The organism is Ruegeria sp. YTSB088, assembly GCF_059609825.1.
This window is the reverse complement of sequence record NZ_JBXWMM010000001.1, coordinates 199,513-220,911: the sequence shown is the minus strand read 5'-3', so window position 1 is coordinate 220,911 and position 21,399 is coordinate 199,513. Positions and strand designations below refer to the sequence as shown.

The window sequence follows — 21,399 nt, the reverse complement described above, 5'->3', positions numbered from 1 at the left end:
CTACACAAAAAAGCCCCACCAGAACTGGTGGGGCTTTTTTGCAATCCCGCTGATAGGTTTCAGGTGTTTTAAAGCTAACTTTCATCCTCAGACCGTGCGGACATCCATTGATCGATCCGCGCAATCTGCTCGGGCGTCAGCCGCAAGCCCAATTTGTTGCGGCGCCAAACCACATCTTCGGCTGTGCGGGCATATTCCTTGTCCATCAGCCACGCGACCTCTCGCGCGGTCAGGGTTGCGCCAAAGTCCTCTCCCAGATCGGATACCTGTTTCGCATCTCCAAAAACGTCCCGTGCTTCTGTCCCGTAAGCTCTGATCAAGCGGGCAGCCCAGGTTTCGGTCAAAAAGGGGAAGGCCGTCAAAAGATCGCCTTTCAGGGTTTCGACAGCATCCACCGGAAAATCACCCCCCGGAAGTGCGACACCAGCGGTCCAGGGGCCGGGCAGGTTCGGGAAAAACTCACCAACCTTTTCGAGCGCGCTTTCTGCAAGCCTGCGATAGGTTGTGATCTTGCCGCCAAACACATTCAAAATAGGTGCCCCGCTCTGCGCATCGACTTTCAAAGTGTAATCCCGTGTCGCAGCAGTGGCACTGCTTGCTCCGTCATCATAAAGAGGCCGTACGCCGGAATAGGTCCAAACGACATCTTCGCATGTCACGGCACGTTTGAAGTATTTGGACGCGAAGGCACACAGGTAATCCTGTTCGGCCTCGGTGCAGGCCGGTTTCGTGGCCGGGTCCGGATGGTCCTGATCCGTTGTTCCGATCAGGGTAAAATCCTGCTCGTACGGAATGGCGAAAATGATGCGGCCATCTTCGCCCTGGAAAAAGTAGCATTTGTCGTGATCGTAAAGCCTGGGCGTCACGATATGACTGCCCCGCACAAGCCGCACGCCCTCGCGAGAGTTCACACGGATCTTGGTTTGAATGATGTCACCCACCCAGGGTCCGCCTGCATTGATCAGCATTCTGGCCCGAACCACTTGGGTTTCATCGCTGTCCCGATCCCGAATGGACACTTCCCAAAGATCACCAACCCTCTCGGCCGAGGTCACTTCGGTTCGGACCATGATCTGCGCGCCGCGTGCTTCGGCATCCCGCGCATTCAAGACCACCAGTCGCGAGTCTTCGATCCAGCAGTCAGAGTATTCATAAGCTGTTTCAAACTTGTCCTGCAACGGGCCCCCCTCTGGTGCCGACCGCAGGTCCAATGACGTCGTACCCGGCAAGATTTTGCGCCCGCCCAGATTGTCATACATGAACAGACCCAACCGGATCAGCCAGGCCGGACGCCGCCCCCGCATCCACGGCATGACCTTGCTGAGCAGCCGTGAGGTCGGCGTTTCCGAATCGAACCGCATGTCCTTGTGGTACGGCAGCACAAAGCGCATCGGCCAGCTGATATGCGGCATCGCGCGCAGCAAGGTTTCGCGTTCGATCAGGGCTTCGCGCACCAGACGGATCTCGAAATACTCCAGATACCGCAACCCGCCATGAAACAGCTTGGTCGAGGCTGACGATGTCGCCGAAGCCAGATCGTTCATCTCGGCCAATGTTACTGAAAGACCCCGTCCGGCAGCATCCCGTGCGATGCCGCAACCGTTAATCCCGCCGCCAATGACGAAAAGGTCTGTGATCTGGGTGTCCGTCGACTGCATATCCATTGATTCCCTGCGAAACACGGTTACGGGCATTAGCCAGAACACCCTTCGCTTCGTCAATGTTTATGTTCGTTTTCTTTCTTTTTGCAACGCTGGTATGTATTGCAAGCACGTTGTCTTGCCAAAACCAACAAAAAGAACAAAAACGAAAACGTATCTTCTGCGCCGGAACCGCTCATGTCCCTGTCTTTTCGCCAATCCGACATCTTGAAAATCGCCAGCGCCGAAGGACGCGTTACGGTCGACGGCCTGGCCGAACGCTTTGGTGTCACCGTCCAGACAATCCGACGCGACCTGACAGAGCTTGCAGATGCGGGCAAACTGGACCGGGTTCATGGCGGTGCGGTTCTGCGATCAGGCGTCTCAAATATCGGATACGAAGACCGCCGTGCCTTGAACGCTGACGCCAAGACCCGCATCGCGCAGGCCTGCGCGGCCGAAATCCCAGACGGTGCGTCGGTTTTCATGAACATCGGAACGTCGACCGAGGCCGTGGCAAGACAATTGCTGAACCACAAAAACCTGATGGTGGTGACGAACAATATGAACGTTGCAAACATCCTGATTGAAAACTCCGACTGTGAAATCGTCATGGCCGGTGGCGTCCTGCGTCGAACAGACGGCGGTCTGATCGGCACCCTAACCGTGTCGACCATCCGGCACTTCAAATTCGATCTCGCCGTCATCGGGTGCTCGGCACTGGATACAGACGGAGATCTTTTGGACTTCGACTTTCAGGAAGTTCAGGTCAGCCAGACCATTATCGATCAGGCCCGCCGTACTTTTCTGGTGGCCGATCACTCAAAGTTCCAACGCTCGGCCCCGGCACGCATAGCTTCGATGGCCGAACTTGACGCGGTCTATACCGATGCGCCCCTGCCCGGCACCCTGCCGCAGCGCTGTCGCGAATGGCAAACAAACGTTGTTATCTGCGGTTAAGCAATCGCACCTTTCAACGCTCAGGCGGGTCGCGCGGCTTGCCAGACGGGACTTGGCCTGACACTATCCATTGTAAAAGGAACTGTGCACGGGAGGGGAGAACCGGGCCATGATTGCGCTTTTATTTGCATTACTTACCGCCACGATGGCGCTTAACTATTTCAATCTGACAAAGGCTGGCAACGTGCTATTTTTCGCCACGTTGGCCCTGTGTGTGTATTGGCTGAAATTCCACGCCACCACCCAGCTGACAATTCAACTCTGAGGGGCTTGCCATGACACCTGAACTGTCCCGCACCCTCAACGCGATAGGAATGCTGGCCGTCTGTCTGGTTCTGGCGTTGGCATTTTTCTATCAAGTCGTCCTTTACGAACTGCCCTGCCCGCTTTGCCTGCTGCAGCGCGTCGGACTTGTCGCCGTCGGCGTAGGAATTGGTTTGAACCTGCTCTACGGCGCGCGACCGCAACATTACGCCATCATGCTGATTGCGGCCTTATATGGAGGCAGTGTCTCGATCCGGCAAATTCTTCTGCATATCGTGCCCGGAACCGGGCACTACGGTTCTCCTATTCTGGGGCTGCACTATTATACTTGGGCCGGAATCGCCTTTTTCCTTGTTTTGCTGGGCACATCGATCATGCTGTTGTTTGATCGCCAATACGCGGACCCTTCAAGTCAGGAACCAAAGTTCGGCGGAAATACTCTGGCCAAAATCGCATTTTTCGTCATGCTGGCGCTGGCAGTGCTGAATGCCGGATCGGCCTTGTTGGAATGCGGACCGGGTATCTGCGCCGACCCGCCGACAAGCTACAAGGTGATTGACGAATTGGACGCCGGAAACTGAAGATAACGTAACCTTCCCAAAAAGGAGGCGCGAGCATGGGACTACTGGGACAGCCGCTTGGCTACTATGACTACCTGACTTTCGTGGCATTGATCCTGCTTCTTGCGGCGGTGATGGGTTTGTTTCTGTTCCTCATGGGTCTTCCAGGTCGGATCGCCATCAAACGCAATCATCCCCATGCCGAAGCCGTAAAGATCATGGGCTGGATGGGGTTTCTGGCCGTGGTGCCCTGGGTTCACGCCTTCATGTGGGCGTTCCACGACGGTGTTACAGTCGACATTCGCCGTGGCCCTGATGAGGAAAAAGACGCTATTCGTGATGAAATCAACCGTCTGGGTGGCGATGTCAGGCCTGAGTATCAAGATCGTCTGGACACAGACGACACGCAGCGAAGCTAAGGCTGAAGGAAACAACCAAACATGTTCGTCGCCCTTGGCATCACGTTATTTTACATCATTTTTGTCTGGCTTATCTTCTTCAAGCTGGAATTGCTGAAATTCAACATTGCCTGGGGCATTGTGTCCTTCTGGGTCGGTGCGCATCTGCTGCTGATCTTTCTGGTCGCATTGCGGTTCTTCCAGCCCTTCTCGGTCGACAGCCATGTGGTGCGTTCGACCATACAGATCATCCCAAAGCTGACACAGCCAACGATCCTGACCGAGGTACTTGTGGAACCCAATACACCGGTCACCAAGGGCGATCCGCTCTACCGCTTTGATGACACGGTGTTTTCACTGGCGGTGAACAATGCGCAGGCGCAGTTGGTCGCCGCCGAACAGAATGCCAAAATTCTGGAACAGGATGTGATCGCGTCGACCGAAGCAGTTGAACGTGCAAACGCGCAATTGGCCTACGCGCAGACTCAGCAAGCACGCTATGAAACTCTCGTGCCCGCCGGTGGAGCGCGGCAAGACGATCTGGACCGCTGGAACGAGCAGGTGACAGAAGACCTTGCCGCCGTCAAACAGGCCGAGGCAAATCTGGAAAAAGCACAGTTGGCTGTGGAATCCCAGATAGACGGTGTGAACACGGGTATTCTTCAGGCCCAGGCGCAATTGGCTGAGGCCAGATATTTCCTCGAAAACACAACGATCTACGCACCAGAAAACGGCATGATCGTTTCGCAGCAAGCGCGCCCCGGGCTGGTCGTCGGCGATGTTCGACTGGGCGCGATTGCCAGTTTCGTGACCGAAGACAGCCCCTACATTCTTGCGACCTACCGCCAGCAAAACCTGAAATTCGTGGAACCGGGGCAAGAGGTCGAGGTGGCGCTGGATCTTTACCCGGGTGAAATCCTGACCGGCAAGGTCGAGGCGATCTGGTGGGCTACACGCCAAGGGCAACTGATCCCGTCAGGCCGCCTGCCCGGCTTTGAACTGCCAAAACTGCCTGGTCGAATTGCTGTGCAGATCACCGTCGATGTCCCTGAAGGGCACACTTTCCCAGCGGGTGGCCACGCCGCAGTGGCGATCTACACCGGACAGGGCAAAAGCTTTGAGTTCCTGAGACGCATCAACATCCGTCTCTATTCCTTCGCCAACTTCATCCGACCGCTGGATATCTGAGGATGCGCGCCATGACACTCCGCCGGTTGATGGGAACCGCACTTTGCGCCGCCACTTTGGCGGCCTGCACGCCCGTAGGGCCCGATTTCGTGCGGCCGAACTCTCCGGTCGTGAAACTATGGATCGAGGTCAACACACCCAGCGCCGGCCAAGGCGGCCTGACATCGCGCAGCGCACCCGTGGTTAAATGGTGGGAGACATTCAATGACCCGACCCTCAACCGGCTGATTGCCGAGGCCTACGCCCAAAACCTGACGCTTCAGGTCGCGGGGGCACGGGTGCTGCAAGCGCGGGCACAGTTGGGGATTGCTTTCGGCGAATTGTACCCGCAATCTCAGGCCATCGGCGGGTCATTGCAGCGACGGCAAATCAGCAATAACCTAGGGCCTGTTGCCGATATCAACCGGATCATCCCCCTAGATACGGAATTCTCGACGTCGCAGGTTGGGTTCGATGCCCAGTGGGAACTGGATGTCTGGGGCGCGCAGCGGCGCGGTGTTCAGGCGGCTCGGTCAAATCTGGCCTTGCAGGTCGCAAACTATGACGACGCATTGGTGACACTGACCGGCGACGTCGCCGCGCTCTACGTCAATATTCGCGCGTTGCAGGAATCTTTGGCAGTAGCCCGGGAAAACATCAAATTGCAGCAGGAATCGGCGGACCTGACCCAGCTGCGATTCAACAACGGAGTCACGACCGAGCTGGACGTTCAGGAATCCACAGCCCTGCTCAACAATACCAAGGCCTTGGTGCCCGAGCTGGAAAGTGACCTGCAACAGACCAAGAATGCTTTGGCCGTGCTGCTGGGGACCACGCCATCCCGGATGACCAGTCTTCTTGGGAATTCCGGTCGTATCCCGTCTGCGCGAACAAATGTGGCCGTTGGCGTGCCGGCAGAACTGCTGCGCCGCCGCCCGGATGTCCGCGCGGCAGAACTGGCCGCCGCGACGCAATCGGCACAAGTGGGCATCGCAATGGCTGACCTGTATCCGCAGTTCGTGCTGTCGGGCGCGATCGGTTTGCAGGCATCGGGCGGGCGCGATCTGTTCAGCGGCAACAGCACCACCGGTCTGGCGAGTGCTGGCGTGGTCTGGAACGTGCTTAATTATGGCCGCATCAAGAACAATGTCCGCGCGCAGGATGCGGCATATCAAGCGCTGATTGCCAATTACCAGAACACCGTTCTGACCGCGTATTCCGAAGTGGAAAGCGCAATGGTCGCCTATACGCAAGCGCGAAAACAGGTTGGGTTCTATCAGAAAAGCGTCGATGCCTCACGCAAGGCCGCAGATATCGCCATAAGCCAGTACACGGACGGCATCGCCAGCTATTCGCGCATTCTGAACACGCAGACCGCGCTATTGCGGTCGCAGGCCAACTTGATCGAAGCGCGGCAGCAGGTGTCCAGCAATCTGGTTGCGGTTTACAAAGGTCTGGGCGGCGGATGGCAGATCCGTCAAAACCAAGAGTTCCTGCCTGAAACCGTGCTGGCCGAAATGGCCTATCGCACCGACTGGGGCGATCTGCTTGAAAAAACCCCGACCCGAGCCAGTCTGAACTAGAGGCTACTTGGTCAACCCGCGCAGACCGCCCGAGATCAGGATATTGACCTCGTAAAGGATGCGGGGCGCGGCGAACCCGCCGGGGCTGGCCAGATAGTTGGGGCTCCATTCCGGGTCGAATTTCTGTTTGAACGCGCGCAGCCCTTCGAAATGATAGAACTGCTCGCCATGCTCATAGACAAAGCCGCCGATGCGGTTCCAAAGCGATGCAAGTTGACGGTTTTCGATCCCCGAGAACGGCGCCGCACCCAGCGAGAACCAGTGGAACCCCTGCTGTGATCCCCAATTCATCATTTCCGCAAAAAGTGCATCCATGACAAAGCTTGGACTATCAGGTTCATAGCGCATCAAATCCAGTGACAGCTCGGATTTGTTGCCGCCCTGAAACAGGTTGGCAAAGGCCATGATCTTGCCTGTTTTACCGTCACGCAGAACCGCATGATCAAAATAGGACAGGTACTGATCGTCAAATCCCCCAAGCGCAAAGCCCTTTTCAGCACCCGCCTTTTGTGCCAGCCAATGATCTGAAATAGCGCGCAATTCCGGCAAAACCGAGGCCAGGTCTTCTTTCGGAATGATCTCGAATACATAGCCCTCCCGCTCGGCCCGGTTCCTGGCCTGCCGGAACCGCTTGCGCGACTTTCCATCCAGCGAGAAATCCTTTAGCGGCACCCGCGCGACCTCGCCGATCTTCAGTATCGACAGCCCCAAATCCAGAAATGTCGGCAGGTATTTGGTTGAAACACTGTAGAAGGCACACAGTTTTCCCTCACGGTCCGCCATTTCCCTGAGCTGCCAGATCAATTGCTGCCCCGCTGCTTCATCGCCGACCGGCTCTCCCTTCGAGATCAGAGCGTTGCCCGTGTCTGCGTACGCAATGAATGCAGTTTCATCCGGTGAGATCAGGAACTGTTTGTCACCGGTAAGCGAGATTTGGGATTCGGTATCCTCGCACTCCATCACCAGCCGTTCGACGACACCGGGGATTTCCGTGCGCACAGGTGTCGGAATCTCTCGCCCGAACAGGGAGTTCACGGCCACAATCCCCACGATCACCGCTACGACAAGGCTGGAGCGCAAAAAGCGCGAGGCGTCTCCGTTCCAGCCAAATTCCCACCACAGGGCGTTCTGGTACTCGACGTGGGAATAGGTGAACAGACCGACCCAGAAGATGACTGCCAACAGAACCACGACGCTGATCAGCCAAGGGATATTCAGCCTGAAAATCGACGCGCCACTGACCCGATAGAACGCCCCGCGGAACATGGCCAGAAGGCCAATCGTACCCAGCATCGACAGCGCTTCGTGAGTGTCCAGTCCCTTTGCCAGCGAGGCAAAGAACCCGGCCACCATCAACAACATTGCCACCACCCATGCGCGGTAGAGCTTTCGAAACAAACCGCGAGACACCAGCAAAAGCAGTACTCCGACAGCACTTCCGGCAAGGTGCGATGCCTCGACAAACGATAGCGGCAAAACCTCTCTCAGAACGCCAAGGTTCTGCGTGCCCGCTGGCAACGCTCCGGACACCAGCAGGATCACTCCGGCCACTGCCGCAATCCCGGCTGCCACCATAGGAACGATGGGGCGGATGACCCGATAGACCCATGTCGCGGCCCCACCGATCCTGTGCCTCTGCGTCAGTGCGGACGCGACCGCAATGGACACGCTGGCGATACCGAACGGCAAGAAGGTGTAAACGACGCGATACAACAACAAGGCTGCGATCACATCCGAACGTCCCGACACCCCAAGCCCCGCGATCAGCGTGGCTTCGAATACCCCAAGCCCGCCCGGCGCGTGGCTAAGGATTCCAACGGCGATTGCTGCAATGTAGATCGTGAAGAAATAGGGATAGCCAACGCCCAGATCGTCCGGCATCAGGACATAGAGCGCCATGGACGCGCCAACCAGATCTCCGATAGCGGCCAGTGTCAGCAAGCTGGCCAGTTTGCCGCCTGGCAAATCAAACCCTATACCGGCTAAGCCCAACCGCCTGCCCCCGCTGGACAACCATATGAACATCGCGACCAATGCCCCCAAAAGGCACAATCCGATGACGGTTTCCACCGTTTCGCTGACAGGCATCACTTTGGAGATTCCGTCCGGATGCACGGTCAGCAACACACCCAGAACCAGAACAAGCCCCATCCAGAACGCGACCCAGGACGTTGCGATAACCCCGGCCACCCGCCCCAGATCCAATCCCAAAGACGCATATATCCGGTACCGGATCGCCGTCCCGGTGATGTAGGAAAACCCCAGGCAATTCGATACGGCATAGCCGCTGGCCCCTGCCAATCCGGCTACAGGCAAAGGCACTTTGCCGCCTGCCACACTCTGCACGGCGAACACATCATAGAGCGATAGCGAAAGAAAACTGAACGCAGTCCAAAGCAAGGCGAAAAACATAAGTTTCCACGACGTCGTCGCGATATCGGCCTGGACATCCGACCATTTCACATGCGTAGACAAATCATGCAAAACCGTCAGCGCGATCCCAGTCACGAGAACCGGTATCGCGATCCGCAGCCAGGGTTTTTCCAACATGGCCGTAAGCTTTTCAACCCAGTGCACCGCCAGAGGTTCACCGTCACTTTCCGCATTGGTCATGCTGCACGTCCCCGCCGGTTTCTGATCGCAGATACCACGTGCGGCTCACCCGCCCGTCGACTATCAATACTTCATCTGCCAACAGACTCTGGCACATTTTGTTTTTATCTCAAAGCGCTAGAGCCGCCCCCTGCGTGTTGACAGCAAAAGGTTCGTTTCCGAACGCGTCACACCGTCGATCTTTCGGATCTGAAACAGAACCTCATCCAGTTCGGCCAGAGTTTCGGTGCTGATCTCGGCGATCAGATCCCAACTGCCATTTGTCGAATGAACCGCCGTCACCTGACGCATGGCTCCGATCCGGGCCATCACGCGTTCTGTTCCGCGCCCTTCAATCTCGAGCATCATCAATCCGCGCACCGGGCTTTGCGCCAGATCGCGACGAGTCAAAACGGTGAAGCCGACGATTTCACCGGACTGTTTCAGCCGCTGCAACCTGCTGCGCACCGTTGTACGCGTCACGCCCAGCGTTTCCGACAGCTCTGACAGGCTTGCCCGAGCATCCCGCTGCAACGCATTGAGCAATCGATTGTCCAATTCGTCCATAACGCTTTCTCATAAAGAATTTTCCGAGACCATTTTGAGCAATTTGCTGACTTCACGCAAGACAGTATGACGGCCTAAATGAACATATGGAACTCAAGGATATTATACTGGTTGGCGCCCCGATGGACGCCGGAAAACGCCGTCAGGGATGCCGGATGGGCCCTGATGCGTATCGCGTGGCAGGGTTGGAGCAAGCGCTGTCTGATCTTGGTCACACCGTTCACGATTGGGGCGACGTGCAAGCCGAAAGCGTCGACATTCCCCAACACCCGCACCTGTTCGCCCTGCCCGAATGTGTGGGGTGGACACAAGCTCTCAGCAAAGCTGCGCAAGACGCGGCCGGTCAGGGTATTCCTATTTTCATGGGGGGCGATCACGCCCTGTCCATGGGTACGGTTGCCGGGATGGCCGCCCATGCTGCTCAGATCGATCGCCCCCTGTTTGTACTATGGCTTGACGCCCACAGCGACTTTCATACTCCGGACAGCACGGGCAGCGGCAACCTGCACGGAACGCCGGTGGCGTATTTTACCGGCAGACCCGGGTTCGAGGACTTTCCCCCTTTGCCCGCCGTCATACCGACGGATCGCGTCGGCATGATCGGATTGCGCTCTGTCGACCCGGCGGAACGAGCGGCGCTGGAACAGGACCGCGCCATGCTGGCGGATATGCGCAGCATCGATGAAAATGGCATCAAAGCCCCCCTGTTGGCCTTTCTGGATCGCGTCAGGGCTGAAAACGCTCTGCTACACGTGTCGTTGGATGTCGATTTCCTCGACCCGGCCGTGGCACCCGCAGTCGGCACGACCGTGCCCGGCGGTGCGACCGAGCGCGAAGCCCATTTGGCCATGGAACTGCTGCATGAAAGCGGGCTTGTCTGCTCACTGGACCTGGTCGAACTGAACCCGTTTCTGGATGACCGGGGCCGAACCGCAAAACTGATGGTCGATCTGGCTGCCTCTTTGATGGGCCGCCGTATCTTCGATCGCCCCACCCGGAGTTTCTGATGCTGTCTCTTCAAGCGCCATCTGCCGTTGTCATGATCCGGCCACACGCTTTTGCATCCAACCCGGAAACACGCGATGACAATGCCTTTCAAACGCTGAGCACCGTATCCGCCGAGGCGACATCGGACGCGGCCAGGGATGAACATGATCGGGCGGTGCAACAATTGCGCGACGCCGGAGTCACTGTTCATGTGTTTGACGATTTCGGCGACCTCAACACACCTGACAGCGTTTTTCCTAACAACTGGTTCTCAACACATCCCGGCGGCCATGTGGCGATCTACCCGATGTTTGTGCCATCGCGCAGGCGCGAACGCCGGAACGATGTAATCGAGCTGCTCAAACAGGAATACCGCGTGCAAGATGTCATCGACTATTCCGGGCTGGAACAAGACAACCTGGCTCTGGAAGGAACCGGCGCGATGGTTTTGGATCACGTGGCCCGCATCGCTTACACGGTGACGTCCAATCGCGCGGATCCGGTCTTGCTGGAACGGTTCTGCACGCATTTCAACTATGAGCCAATCGCCTTTGAGGCCCGCGATGCCAAGGGCCGGGACGTTTATCACACCAACGTATTGATGGGAATCGGCACGCATTACGCCTTGATTTGCCTCGATATGATTTCGGACCCTGTTCGCCGCTTGACCGTACACAATCGGCTGGAGGAATCCGGTCGAACCGTCATTGACCTGACCCATGACCAGATCGCCGAGTTCGCGGGTAACGCCATTGAGCTGACGGGGCGGGATGGGTTGGTGCTGGCCCTGTCCCGCAGGGCACTTGGCGCCCTCACACCAGACCAAATCGCAACAATCCAGGACAGTGCAACACCGTTGCCGCTGTCCGTTCCAACAATTGAAACCGCCGGTGGGTCCGTGCGCTGCATGATTGCAGGCGTTCACCTTGCCCGCCGATAGGAGAGCACTATGCAACCTTCAGACAAGGCCCTGGTACCATTCGTTTCCGTCGACAACATGATGCGACTGGTACACCATATTGGCGTCGAGCAGATGATCATGCAGATTGCTGCACAGATCGAATCCGATTTCAAACGATGGGAAAGCTTCGACAAGACGCCGCGCATTCCGGCGCACTCTCCTCATGGCGTGATTGAGCTGATGCCAACTTCGGATGGCGAGGCGTACGGGTTCAAATACGTAAACGGCCATCCCAAGAACACTTCCGAAGGGCTGCAAACAGTAACTGCATTCGGCCTGCTGGCAGACGTCTATACAGGATATCCGACGCTGTTGACCGAAATGACAATGCTGACCGCGCTGCGCACGGCGGCGACTTCGGCTCTGGTCGGGCGCTATCTGGCCCCGAAAAATGCCAAGACAATGGCCATGATCGGCAATGGCGCACAGTCCGAATTTCAGTGCCTCGCCTTCAAGGCAATGTGCGGGATCGACACCGTTCGGCTTTATGACATCGATCCGAATGCCACATCGAAATGCACCGCGAACCTGCAGGGCAAGGGCCTGACCGTCATCCCTTGTAAGACGCCGGAAGACGCCATTGAAGGCGCCCAGATCATCACCACCTGCACGGCAGATAAGAAATACGCAACGATCCTGACCGACAACATGGTTGGGCCCGGCGTCCACATCAACGCCATCGGAGGCGATTGCCCAGGCAAGACCGAGTTGCATCGTGACATCCTGTTACGTTCGGACATCTTCGTCGAATACCCTGAACAAACCCGGATCGAAGGCGAAATTCAGGCGCTGGATTCGGATCACCCTGTGACCGAGATGTGGCAGGTCGTCACCGGCGCCGCCAAGGGGCGCACCGATGAGCGGCAGATCACTTTGTTCGACAGCGTTGGCTTCGCGATCGAGGATTTCTCGGCCCTGCGCTATGTGAAACAGGCGATTGAAGGCACAACGTTCTTTGAACCTCTGGACATGTTGGCGGACCCCGACGATCCACGCGATCTGTTTGGGATGTTGATGCGGGCCGGATAACGCATTGTGGCGATGGGCTCTGTCCCTGTCGCGCCATGCAAGCCTCCCCCGCGGTTTCTAGGGCCTGATGAAGCAAGGGATCCGAACTTCATCTGGCCATAAATATCCCGGAGCGCGAGGCAGAGCCTCGCTTCCGAACTACCCCGCAAGCGATGGCAAGTAGAGGACAATACCCGGGAAAGCCACGAGCGCTGCGATGGTCAGGGCGTCGGCAATGAAAAAGGGTGTGACACCCTTGAAAACATCCTGAACGCTCAGGTCCGGGCGCACACCGGCAACGACAAAGCAGTTCAGCCCAATGGGCGGTGTAATCAGGCAAAACTCGGCCATTTTGACCACCAGAATACCAAACCAGATCGCACACATCGGGCCAGACATTCCAAACGCGCTGTCGGCGGCACTGACGGTTTCACCACCGTTCAAGGCCATCACCGCCGGATAGACCACGGGCAAGGTCAAAAGCAGCATCCCTATTGCGTCCATGAACATGCCCAACACCGCGTAAGCCAGTAGAATGCAGATCAGGATCATCATCGGCGACATCTCGAGCCCCGTGATCCAATCCGAGAAGGCACCGGGAAGGTCGGCGAAACCAAGAAACCGCACATAGATCAGAACGCCCCAGATAATCGAAAAAATCATTGCTGTCAGCTTGGCGGTTTCCAACAGCGCGGATTTGAACTCGGTCCAGCGCATTCCGTGGAACAGAGCGAAACAGAATACGATGAAGGCGCCAATGGCACCGCCTTCTGTCGGTGTACCCCACGCCTTTTCACCAAACGGGTTGTAGACAAAGCAGATGATAATCAGGATGACGGCGACAATCGGGAAGGCACCGGGAAGTGCGGCAAAACGCTGTTTCCAGGTAAACCCCGTGACCGGTGGGCCAACGGATTTGAAAATCACGGCAATCCCAACGATCAGCAGACCATAAACGATTGCGGAAAACGCGCCCGGAATAAAACCCGCCAAAAGCAGTTTGCCGACATCCTGCTCGACGATGATCGCGTAGATCACCAGAATGGCCGAAGGTGGAATCAGGGATGCCAGCGTCCCGCCCGCGGCAACCACACCGGCTGCAAAGCGTTTGTTGTAGCCGACCTTCAGCATTTCCGGAATCGCGATGCGGGCAAAGACGGCGGACGTCGCAACCGAAGCACCGGACACCGCAGCGAAGCCGGCAGTGGCGAAAACGGTCGACACTGCCAACCCTCCAGGAACCCATGCGACCCAGCGTTTTGCTGCCTCGAACAAGGCGCGGGTAAGTCCCGCATAATAAGCCAGATATCCAATCAGGATAAAGGTCGGGATCAGGCTGAGAGTGTGGGACGCGACCTTGGAATGTGGCACCTGCCCTGCGGTTTTGACCGCCACTGTCAGCGCCTTGCCAAACCGGTTCGGGTCGTAGCCGAACTTGGCCCAGAAAATCCAAACCAGCCCGATAAGCCCTGCCAAACCTGCTGCGAACGCAACCCGCATGCCCACCACGACCAGGACCAGAAGGACGCCTGTGACCCAGAGGCCAATCTCAATCGTGTCCATGTATCAGTCCTGCCCTTCGAACTGTTCGGCCTCGGCCGCTGCCTGCGCCGCTGCATCCTGTATCAAAGGAACTGCCGCCGGAGCGTCCAGATCCAGCCAGAAGGCCCGACCATACCCCCAGACCTGTAGCGCAAGGCGCAGGCAGAGAACGGAAAATGCAACGGGTGCCAGCAGCTTGGCCGGCCACAAGGGTATGCCGATGTCGATCGAACTGTCCCGGCTCCACATTGGCGCGCCGAAATCAAACGATCGGTCGAAATGAGACCAACTGCCCCAAACAAGTGCCAGCATCAGGATCAGGATCAGAACCACCGAAAGCAGTTCAAACAGCCACAAAGCTCGTCCGTGCAAGCGGGAAATGACAATATCCATCCGGATATGCCCCCCATCGCGCTGAACATATGAAATGCCCAGAAACGCGATGAGCGGCATCGCCTGTTCGATCCAGTCCACATATCCCGGCAATGGTGCATTCAGAGCGTTACGGCCACTGACGGACACAACGGCCATAACCATCAGTGAAAAAACTGCGAACCCGCTGATCAGCGCCAGAAACCGTTCCAACACCAGCAATCGCTGATCCAGCTGGCTCAGACGGCTACCGTCTACCAGAACCGTGGCTTGTCCTGCCATTCGGATGTTTCCCTATTGTTTGTTACCGGGTGCCCTGAAGGCACCCGGCTTTGACAGTCAGTTGCCGCCGCGCTGTTGCTTAAGCGTCATCTGGACGAGATCATATAGATCCTGCGCTGGCAGGCCCTGTTCCGTCATGTCCGCAATCCATTTTTCACGGATCGGATCAGCCGCCTTCGTACGGAACTCTTCAATTACGGCGTCGTCTATCATGACCTTCTGGACACCCTTTTCTTCCAGGACACCGTCCCATTGCTCAAGCAGGCCGCCGTAATTCGCCAGGTAATGGTCGATCGCTTCATCAATCGAGCTGTCCAGAACTTCACGGTGCTCGGCTGGCAGCGCCTCGTAGGCATCAATGTTGACGACAACCGGGCAGTTCACAGTTCCCGGATTCAGGTTCGCGGTCCACCAGTCAGCTTCGTTTATCGTCCCGAACGAAAGGTGCGCGTGCTGTGCAAAGGCCACGGTGTCGACAACACCCGACTCCATCGCATTAAAGGCTTCTGTCGCCGGAACCGATGTTGGCACTCCTCCGACCGCCTCAAAGGCCTGACCAAGGCCACCGGTCGCCCGGACCCGCATTCCGTCAAATTCAGCCAGTTCATCCCGCGGCTCGCCGGTGCCGACAAGGTTATACTGCGGCATTGGCGAAGTCATGATGATGCGGGCATTCCATTGTGCCATCTCATCCTTGACCGCTGGATGGTCATAAACTGCATGGCTGACCGCAACTTCTTCCTGCAGGTTGTTCACACCCAGAAACGGCAGCTCCAATACGGTGATCGCCCGGTTCTTGTCACGGTGATAGCCGGCACAGAACTGAGCCATCTCGAAGGCACCGATTTCGATCCCATCCAAGTTTTCCTTGGGTTTGGACAGGCCGCCATAGCTGACATTGATGGTGAATTCGCCACCGGTTTTTTCGCTGACCAATTCGGCCAGCTTCTCCACATGTTCTGTAAAGGCGCGGCGCTTGCCCCAGACGGACGCGTTCCATTCTGTTGCGGCGGCTTCGGTTACAAAAGCAACGCCAAGGGCGGCGACTGCGGCACCACTCAACATCTTTTTCATAGTTTTGTCTCCCATTGGTGCGCCCCCTACCGAGGCGCTTGTCGATCAAGCTAGCGCCAACATTCGATTGTGCCAACCCTGTCCGGGATTTGCGCAATTATCAGAAGAAGCCCCATAAAGTGACAAGAAGACCGGCAGTTCTAAGATTACCAATCCTTGCCCACGCTTTCGACATGCCGGGCACGAAAAGTTAATAACACTTAAATTATTGATTTGATTCATTATTTCAGAATTATTTTGACTTTCTTTACTAAACACTTGAAGTAATTAAAATTTCTTTACAAAAAAAACCAAGGATTACACCAATTTATTTATTTATTTTCACAACGCGTTAATATTCAAACTTGGGGAGGAACGGGATCGACATTGCCCAAATGACCGGCAAAGATTCCACAAGCAATCCAGTCCAGAGGGAGGAGCCTCAAAGATGACCACCGCTGCCCAGGCAGATGCCAAGACTTATCCGCCATCCGCAGAAACCGTCGCTCGTGCGCATGTCGACGCCGCAAAGTATGCCGACATGTATGCAGCCTCAATCAGCAACCCCGACGCGTTCTGGGGCGAGCAAGGCAAGCGCATCGACTGGATCAAACCCTTCACCCAGGTCAAGGACGTCAGTTACGATTTTGGCTCAGTCAAGATCAACTGGTATGCTGATGGCACGTTGAATGTTTCGGCCAACTGCCTGGATCGCCATCTGAAAACCCGCGGCGACCAAACCGCAATCATCTGGGAACCAGATGATCCAAATGACCCGGCTCAGCATATCTCGTATGCGGAATTGCATCGCCGCACCTGCCGGATGGCCAATATTCTGGAATCTCTGGGCGTGCGCAAGGGCGATCGCGTCGTCATCTATCTGCCGATGATCCCTGAGGCCGCTTATGCCATGTTGGCCTGTGCACGGATCGGCGCAATTCACTCCATCGTTTTTGCAGGCTTCTCGCCCGACGCTCTGGCCGCACGGATCAACGGTTGCGACGCCAAGGTTGTGATCACCGCAGATGAGGCCCCGCGCGGAGGTCGCAAAACGCCATTGAAGTCCAACGCAGACGCGGCGTTGCTGCACTGCAAGGACACGGTGAAATGCCTTGTGGTCAAGCGCACTGGCGGTCAGACCACCTGGATCAACGGTCGCGACTATGACTACAACGAAATGGCACTTGAGGCGGACGATTACTGTGCCCCTGCCGAGATGAACGCCGAAGATCCGTTGTTCATTCTGTACACATCAGGTTCGACCGGTCAGCCCAAGGGCGTTGTGCACACCACCGGCGGCTATCTGGTCTATGCCGCGATGACACATGAGATCACCTTCGATTACCACGAAGGCGACGTGTATTGGTGCACTGCGGACGTGGGTTGGGTGACTGGCCACAGCTATATCGTATATGGGCCGCTGGCCAATGGTGCGACCACGCTGATGTTTGAAGGTGTGCCGACCTTCCCGGATGCCTCGCGCTTCTGGCAGGTTTGCGAAAAGCACAAGGTGAACCAATTCTATACCGCACCCACCGCGTTGCGCGCGCTCATGGGGCAAGGCAACGAATGGGTCGAGAAATGCGATCTGAGCGATCTTCGCATCCTGGGCACCGTGGGTGAACCGATCAATCCCGAGGCGTGGAACTGGTACAACGACGTTGTCGGCAAAGGCAAATGCCCTATCGTGGACACCTGGTGGCAGACTGAAACCGGTGGTCACCTGATGACCCCACTGCCCGGCGCACATGCGATGAAGCCAGGCTCGGCCATGAAGCCGTTCTTTGGCATCGAACCGGTAGTTCTGGACCCGCAATCCGGCGTCGAGATCGAAGGCAACGGTGTCGAGGGCGTGCTGTGCATCAAAGACAGCTGGCCAGGTCAGATGCGCACTGTCTGGGGTGATCATGAGCGGTTCGAGAAAACCTATTTCTCGGATTATAAAGGCTACTACTTCACGGGTGATGGATGCCGTCGCGACGGAGATGGCGACTACTGGATCACGGGCCGCGTGGATGACGTAATCAACGTATCCGGTCACCGCATGGGCACAGCCGAAGTGGAAAGCGCGCTGGTTGCACATGCTGCTGTGGCTGAGGCTGCTGTGGTTGGATATCCTCATGAAATCAAAGGGCAAGGCATCTATTGCTACGTCACCTTGATGAATGATCGCGAGCCCTCGGACGAGCTGATGAAAGAGCTGCGCACATGGGTCCGCACTGAAATCGGCCCAATTGCGTCCCCGGATGTGATCCAATGGGCACCCGGCCTGCCGAAAACGCGCTCGGGCAAGATCATGCGCCGTATCCTGCGCAAGATTGCCGAGAACGATTTCGGATCGTTGGGCGACACTTCGACACTGGCAGATCCGTCGGTGGTCGAAGACCTGATCGAAAACCGTGCGAACAAGTGAGGATGTGATGGACGCTGCCACGATCACCACACCCGCCGTTCTCATCCTTCTCGGCCCTCCCGGAGCCGGGAAGGGTACGCAAGCCCGCATGCTGGAAGAGAAATTCGGTCTTGTACAACTCAGCACGGGTGACCTGCTGCGCGAAGCGGTCGCGGCCGGAACCGAAGCCGGCAAAGCGGCAAAAGCGGTAATGGAAGCCGGCGACCTGGTCAGCGACGAGATCGTCATCGCAATCCTGCGGGACCGTATGGCTCAGCCGGATTGCGCCAAGGGCGTCATTCTGGACGGCTTCCCGCGCACGACGGTTCAGGCCGAAGCGCTGGACGGTCTGCTGGCATCGAACAACCAGAAGATCGACGCTGCGATCAGCCTTGAGGTGGAAGACGCAGAAATGGTGATCCGTATTTCGGGCCGCTACACCTGCGCTGGCTGTGGTGAAGGTTACCACGACCAGTTCAAGACGCCTGCCGAAGAGGGCAAATGCGACAAGTGTGGCCATACCGAATTCAAGCGCCGTGCGGATGACAATGCCGAAACGGTGGCTTCGCGTCTTGCAGCATACCATGAGCAGACCGCTCCACTGATCACCTACTATGACGGTCAGGGCGTGCTTCAGCGCACAAACGCCATGGGTAAAATCGAAGACATTGCCAATGATCTTGAAGGTATCGTCGGCGAAGCAATGAACTAGGGGGTGGATAAGAGCCGCAAGGCTTTGATCCCAAACAGAATACTTCATTGAACCGCTTTGGCGGACTGGTGGAGTTTTGCCTGACGCCACGTGGTGTTTGGCACAAGTGAGAAACGGCCCGACGCACTGGAGGACTTGGGCACTGGGCCGTCCAACGAGGAAGCGAAGGAGGAACCCGCAATGGCGGATCAATCTACCAACTCCGCGCAGACTGCCGAGTCCGATAAGGGCTATTGGCAGGCCAACCTGCGCCTCATCTACATCAGCCTCGCAATCTGGGCGCTGGTGTCATTTGGATTCGGCATTCTGCTGCGTCCGATGCTGTCGGGGATCGCCGTAGGCGGGACCGATCTGGGCTTTTGGTTCGCACAACAGGGATCGATTCTGGTCTTTCTGGTGCTGATCTTCAACTACGCCTGGCGCATGAACAAGCTAGACGCCGAATACGGTGTTGAGGAGTAAACCCCATGGATCAGTTTACCATCAACCTGCTGTTTGTTGGCGCATCCTTCGCGCTGTACATCGGCATCGCGATCTGGGCCCGAGCGGGGTCCACATCTGAATTTTACGCTGCGGGTCGCGGCATCCATCCTGTCACCAACGGTATGGCAACGGCGGCGGACTGGATGTCTGCGGCTTCGTTCATCTCGATGGCGGGTCTGATTGCCTTCACCGGCTACGACAACAGCTCGTTCCTGATGGGCTGGACCGGTGGTTACGTGTTGCTGGCTCTGCTGCTTGCGCCCTATCTGCGCAAATTTGGCAAGTACACCGTGTCCGAGTTCATCGGCGACCGCTTCTACAGCCAGACCGCGCGCATCGTTGCGGTGATCTGTTTGATCGTTGCTTCGGTGACATACGTGATTGGTCAGATGACCGGCGTTGGCGTGGCTTTTGGTCGCTTCCTCGAAGTGTCGAACACATCCGGCCTGCTGATCGGTGCAGCCGTGGTATTCGCTTATGCGGTGTTTGGCGGAATGAAGGGCGTGACCTACACTCAGGTCGCTCAGTACTGCGTGCTGATTACCGCCTACACCATCCCGGCGATCTTCATCTCGCTGCAGCTGACCGGCACGCCGGTTCCGGCGCTGGGTCTGTTTGGCGACACCGCCAGCGGAGAACCCCTGCTGACCAAGCTGGACGCCATCGTAACCGAGCTGGGCTTCAATGAATACACGGCCCACCACTCGAACACACTGAACATGGTGCTGTTCACCCTGTCGCTGATGATCGGTACTGCGGGTCTGCCGCACGTCATCATGCGCTTCTTCACCGTTCCCAAAGTTGCTGACGCACGTTGGTCTGCTGGCTGGGCGCTGGTTTTCATCGCTCTGCTGTATCTGACTGCCCCTGCGGTTGGTGCCATGGCGCGTCTGAACATCAGTGACATGATGTGGCCCAATGGTGGCATCGAAGGCGGCGCGGTTTCTGTTGAACAAATCGACAATGACGCACGCTATGACTGGATGGCCACCTGGCAGAAAACCGGTCTGCTGGACTGGGAAGACAAAAACGGCGACGGCAAGATTCAGTACTACAATGACAAGTCTGAATCGATGCAGGCACTGGCAGAAGAAAAAGGCTGGGTCGGAAACGAGCTGACCAAGTTCAACCGTGACATCCTGGTTCTGGCCAACCCCGAAATCGCCAACCTTCCGGGTTGGGTGATCGGTCTGGTCGCGGCTGGTGGTCTTGCGGCTGCCCTGTCAACCGCTGCGGGTTTGCTGCTGGCAATCTCGTCGGCTGTGTCGCACGACCTTATCAAAGGTGCGATCAACCCGCAGATCTCGGAAAAAGGCGAGCTTCTGTCAGCGCGGATCGCAATGGCTGTTGCCATCGTTGTCGCAACCTACCTGGGTCTGAACCCACCGGGCTTTGCGGCGCAGACAGTGGCGCTTGCGTTTGGTCTGGCGGCGGCTTCGATCTTCCCGGCGCTGATGATGGGGATCTTCTCGACCCGCATCAACAACACCGGCGCGGTCGCAGGCATGCTGGCTGGTCTGACCGTGACACTGGTCTACATCTTCCTGCACAAGGGCTGGCTGTTCATTCCGGGCACCAACTCGTTCACCGATGCAGACCCCCTGCTGGGTCCGATCAAGTCGACCTCGTTCGGCGCGATTGGTGCCATGGTAAACTTTGCAACAGCCTACATCATTGCAGGTATGACCAAGGAAACTCCGCAGGAGATCAAGGATCTGGTCGAAAGCGTACGCATTCCCCGTGGTGCGGGCGCAGCTCAGGATCACTGAGTATGATGCGGTTGTCGGCACTTGCCTTCGACCGCGTCTTTCGATCCACTGTTCCCGCCCGGCATACCACCGGGCGGGATTTTTTAACCAGAATACCGGAGACATCA

At 57.1% G+C, this 21,399-nt stretch carries 19 protein-coding genes; 13 read left to right on the top strand and 6 right to left on the bottom strand.

Annotation, left to right across the window (positions count from 1 at the left end; all coding sequences use genetic code 11):
• Nucleotides 1-74: 74 nt before the first annotated feature.
• Nucleotides 75-1,658, bottom strand: coding sequence for a glycerol-3-phosphate dehydrogenase (gene glpD, locus AC2FFA_RS01105; protein ID WP_496849821.1), 1,584 nt, complete (start codon nucleotides 1,656-1,658; stop codon nucleotides 75-77).
• A gap of 180 nt (nucleotides 1,659-1,838) precedes the next feature.
• Between glpD and AC2FFA_RS01100 the strand changes: the two genes are divergently transcribed.
• The 6 genes from AC2FFA_RS01100 to AC2FFA_RS01075 all read left to right on the top strand — a co-directional run bounded on the left by AC2FFA_RS01100 (nucleotide 1,839) and on the right by AC2FFA_RS01075 (nucleotide 6,572).
• A complete protein-coding gene (locus tag AC2FFA_RS01100) occupies nucleotides 1,839-2,600 on the top strand; it encodes a DeoR/GlpR family DNA-binding transcription regulator (protein WP_496849448.1) in 762 nt (253 codons plus the stop codon).
• Nucleotides 2,601-2,709: 109 nt separating this feature from the next.
• Complete coding sequence (locus AC2FFA_RS01095) at nucleotides 2,710-2,865, top strand: DUF5993 family protein (protein WP_162896778.1); 156 nt, start codon at nucleotides 2,710-2,712, stop codon at nucleotides 2,863-2,865.
• A gap of 10 nt (nucleotides 2,866-2,875) precedes the next feature.
• Entirely contained in the window at nucleotides 2,876-3,445 is a 570-nt protein-coding gene (locus AC2FFA_RS01090; RefSeq protein WP_299896366.1) for a disulfide bond formation protein B, read from the top strand.
• Nucleotides 3,446-3,480: 35 nt separating this feature from the next.
• Entirely contained in the window at nucleotides 3,481-3,843 is a 363-nt protein-coding gene (locus AC2FFA_RS01085) for a DUF3302 domain-containing protein (RefSeq protein WP_496849447.1), read from the top strand.
• A gap of 21 nt (nucleotides 3,844-3,864) precedes the next feature.
• The gene (locus AC2FFA_RS01080) at nucleotides 3,865-5,010 is read left to right on the top strand and encodes an HlyD family secretion protein (RefSeq protein ID WP_117869231.1); all 1,146 of its coding nucleotides are present in this window, start codon (nucleotides 3,865-3,867) and stop codon (nucleotides 5,008-5,010) included.
• Nucleotides 5,011-5,021: 11 nt separating this feature from the next.
• The gene (locus tag AC2FFA_RS01075; RefSeq protein WP_496849445.1) at nucleotides 5,022-6,572 is read left to right on the top strand and encodes an efflux transporter outer membrane subunit; all 1,551 of its coding nucleotides are present in this window, start codon (nucleotides 5,022-5,024) and stop codon (nucleotides 6,570-6,572) included.
• Between the two features lie 3 nt (nucleotides 6,573-6,575).
• Here AC2FFA_RS01075 and mprF read toward each other — a convergent pair whose 3' ends face one another.
• Both mprF and AC2FFA_RS01065 read right to left on the bottom strand, forming a co-directional pair.
• The gene (mprF, locus tag AC2FFA_RS01070; RefSeq protein WP_496849444.1) at nucleotides 6,576-9,185 is read right to left on the bottom strand and encodes a bifunctional lysylphosphatidylglycerol flippase/synthetase MprF; all 2,610 of its coding nucleotides are present in this window, start codon (nucleotides 9,183-9,185) and stop codon (nucleotides 6,576-6,578) included.
• Between the two features lie 117 nt (nucleotides 9,186-9,302).
• Nucleotides 9,303-9,731 (bottom strand): Lrp/AsnC family transcriptional regulator, encoded by a 429-nt coding sequence (locus AC2FFA_RS01065; protein ID WP_117869233.1) that lies wholly within the window; start codon nucleotides 9,729-9,731, stop codon nucleotides 9,303-9,305.
• Nucleotides 9,732-9,817: 86 nt separating this feature from the next.
• On the opposite strand from AC2FFA_RS01065, the gene rocF reads away from it, so the two are divergent.
• Genes rocF through ocd form a run of 3 tightly spaced genes read left to right on the top strand, consistent with a single transcriptional unit; the run spans nucleotide 9,818 to nucleotide 12,708 of the window.
• Complete coding sequence (rocF, locus tag AC2FFA_RS01060) at nucleotides 9,818-10,738, top strand: arginase (protein ID WP_496717334.1); 921 nt, start codon at nucleotides 9,818-9,820, stop codon at nucleotides 10,736-10,738.
• Nucleotides 10,738-11,658, top strand: a complete 921-nt coding sequence (ctlX, locus tag AC2FFA_RS01055) for a citrulline utilization hydrolase CtlX (protein WP_299896355.1) — start codon at nucleotides 10,738-10,740, stop codon at nucleotides 11,656-11,658. Before rocF ends, ctlX begins: the two co-directional genes overlap by 1 nt.
• A 9-nt stretch (nucleotides 11,659-11,667) precedes the next feature.
• Nucleotides 11,668-12,708 carry an ornithine cyclodeaminase gene (ocd, locus tag AC2FFA_RS01050; RefSeq protein WP_117869236.1) on the top strand — a complete coding sequence of 347 codons (1,041 nt, stop codon included), beginning with the start codon at nucleotides 11,668-11,670 and terminating at the stop codon, nucleotides 12,706-12,708.
• A gap of 138 nt (nucleotides 12,709-12,846) precedes the next feature.
• Here ocd and AC2FFA_RS01045 read toward each other — a convergent pair whose 3' ends face one another.
• The 3 genes from AC2FFA_RS01045 to AC2FFA_RS01035 are packed head-to-tail and all read right to left on the bottom strand — an operon-like array spanning nucleotide 12,847 to nucleotide 15,957.
• Entirely contained in the window at nucleotides 12,847-14,250 is a 1,404-nt protein-coding gene (locus AC2FFA_RS01045) for a TRAP transporter large permease (protein WP_299642438.1), read from the bottom strand.
• A gap of 3 nt (nucleotides 14,251-14,253) precedes the next feature.
• A complete protein-coding gene (locus tag AC2FFA_RS01040) occupies nucleotides 14,254-14,883 on the bottom strand; it encodes a TRAP transporter small permease (RefSeq protein WP_117869238.1) in 630 nt (209 codons plus the stop codon).
• Between the two features lie 57 nt (nucleotides 14,884-14,940).
• Nucleotides 14,941-15,957 (bottom strand): C4-dicarboxylate TRAP transporter substrate-binding protein, encoded by a 1,017-nt coding sequence (locus tag AC2FFA_RS01035; RefSeq protein WP_117869239.1) that lies wholly within the window; start codon nucleotides 15,955-15,957, stop codon nucleotides 14,941-14,943.
• A 427-nt stretch (nucleotides 15,958-16,384) separates the two neighbouring features.
• Between AC2FFA_RS01035 and acs the strand changes: the two genes are divergently transcribed.
• The 4 genes from acs (at nucleotide 16,385) to AC2FFA_RS01015 (ending at nucleotide 21,292) form a co-directional block, all read left to right on the top strand.
• Entirely contained in the window at nucleotides 16,385-18,349 is a 1,965-nt protein-coding gene (acs, locus tag AC2FFA_RS01030; RefSeq protein ID WP_299896346.1) for an acetate--CoA ligase, read from the top strand.
• Nucleotides 18,350-18,356: 7 nt separating this feature from the next.
• The gene (locus AC2FFA_RS01025) at nucleotides 18,357-19,040 is read left to right on the top strand and encodes an adenylate kinase (RefSeq protein ID WP_117869241.1); all 684 of its coding nucleotides are present in this window, start codon (nucleotides 18,357-18,359) and stop codon (nucleotides 19,038-19,040) included.
• A gap of 180 nt (nucleotides 19,041-19,220) precedes the next feature.
• Nucleotides 19,221-19,502, top strand: a complete 282-nt coding sequence (locus AC2FFA_RS01020; protein WP_117872784.1) for a DUF4212 domain-containing protein — start codon at nucleotides 19,221-19,223, stop codon at nucleotides 19,500-19,502.
• Nucleotides 19,503-19,507: 5 nt separating this feature from the next.
• The gene (locus AC2FFA_RS01015) at nucleotides 19,508-21,292 is read left to right on the top strand and encodes a sodium:solute symporter family protein (protein WP_299896339.1); all 1,785 of its coding nucleotides are present in this window, start codon (nucleotides 19,508-19,510) and stop codon (nucleotides 21,290-21,292) included.
• The last annotated feature ends 107 nt before the right edge of the window (nucleotides 21,293-21,399 follow it).

Coding starts and splice junctions, on each gene's coding strand:
- glpD (WP_496849821.1), bottom strand. CDS start 1,658: ATGCAGTCGACGGACACCCAGATCACAGACCTTTTCGTCATTGGCGGC.
- AC2FFA_RS01100 (WP_496849448.1), top strand. CDS start 1,839: ATGTCCCTGTCTTTTCGCCAATCCGACATCTTGAAAATCGCCAGCGCC.
- AC2FFA_RS01095 (WP_162896778.1), top strand. CDS start 2,710: ATGATTGCGCTTTTATTTGCATTACTTACCGCCACGATGGCGCTTAAC.
- AC2FFA_RS01090 (WP_299896366.1), top strand. CDS start 2,876: ATGACACCTGAACTGTCCCGCACCCTCAACGCGATAGGAATGCTGGCC.
- AC2FFA_RS01085 (WP_496849447.1), top strand. CDS start 3,481: ATGGGACTACTGGGACAGCCGCTTGGCTACTATGACTACCTGACTTTC.
- AC2FFA_RS01080 (WP_117869231.1), top strand. CDS start 3,865: ATGTTCGTCGCCCTTGGCATCACGTTATTTTACATCATTTTTGTCTGG.
- AC2FFA_RS01075 (WP_496849445.1), top strand. CDS start 5,022: ATGACACTCCGCCGGTTGATGGGAACCGCACTTTGCGCCGCCACTTTG.
- mprF (WP_496849444.1), bottom strand. CDS start 9,185: ATGACCAATGCGGAAAGTGACGGTGAACCTCTGGCGGTGCACTGGGTT.
- AC2FFA_RS01065 (WP_117869233.1), bottom strand. CDS start 9,731: ATGGACGAATTGGACAATCGATTGCTCAATGCGTTGCAGCGGGATGCT.
- rocF (WP_496717334.1), top strand. CDS start 9,818: ATGGAACTCAAGGATATTATACTGGTTGGCGCCCCGATGGACGCCGGA.
- ctlX (WP_299896355.1), top strand. CDS start 10,738: ATGCTGTCTCTTCAAGCGCCATCTGCCGTTGTCATGATCCGGCCACAC.
- ocd (WP_117869236.1), top strand. CDS start 11,668: ATGCAACCTTCAGACAAGGCCCTGGTACCATTCGTTTCCGTCGACAAC.
- AC2FFA_RS01045 (WP_299642438.1), bottom strand. CDS start 14,250: ATGGACACGATTGAGATTGGCCTCTGGGTCACAGGCGTCCTTCTGGTC.
- AC2FFA_RS01040 (WP_117869238.1), bottom strand. CDS start 14,883: ATGGCAGGACAAGCCACGGTTCTGGTAGACGGTAGCCGTCTGAGCCAG.
- AC2FFA_RS01035 (WP_117869239.1), bottom strand. CDS start 15,957: ATGAAAAAGATGTTGAGTGGTGCCGCAGTCGCCGCCCTTGGCGTTGCT.
- acs (WP_299896346.1), top strand. CDS start 16,385: ATGACCACCGCTGCCCAGGCAGATGCCAAGACTTATCCGCCATCCGCA.
- AC2FFA_RS01025 (WP_117869241.1), top strand. CDS start 18,357: ATGGACGCTGCCACGATCACCACACCCGCCGTTCTCATCCTTCTCGGC.
- AC2FFA_RS01020 (WP_117872784.1), top strand. CDS start 19,221: ATGGCGGATCAATCTACCAACTCCGCGCAGACTGCCGAGTCCGATAAG.
- AC2FFA_RS01015 (WP_299896339.1), top strand. CDS start 19,508: ATGGATCAGTTTACCATCAACCTGCTGTTTGTTGGCGCATCCTTCGCG.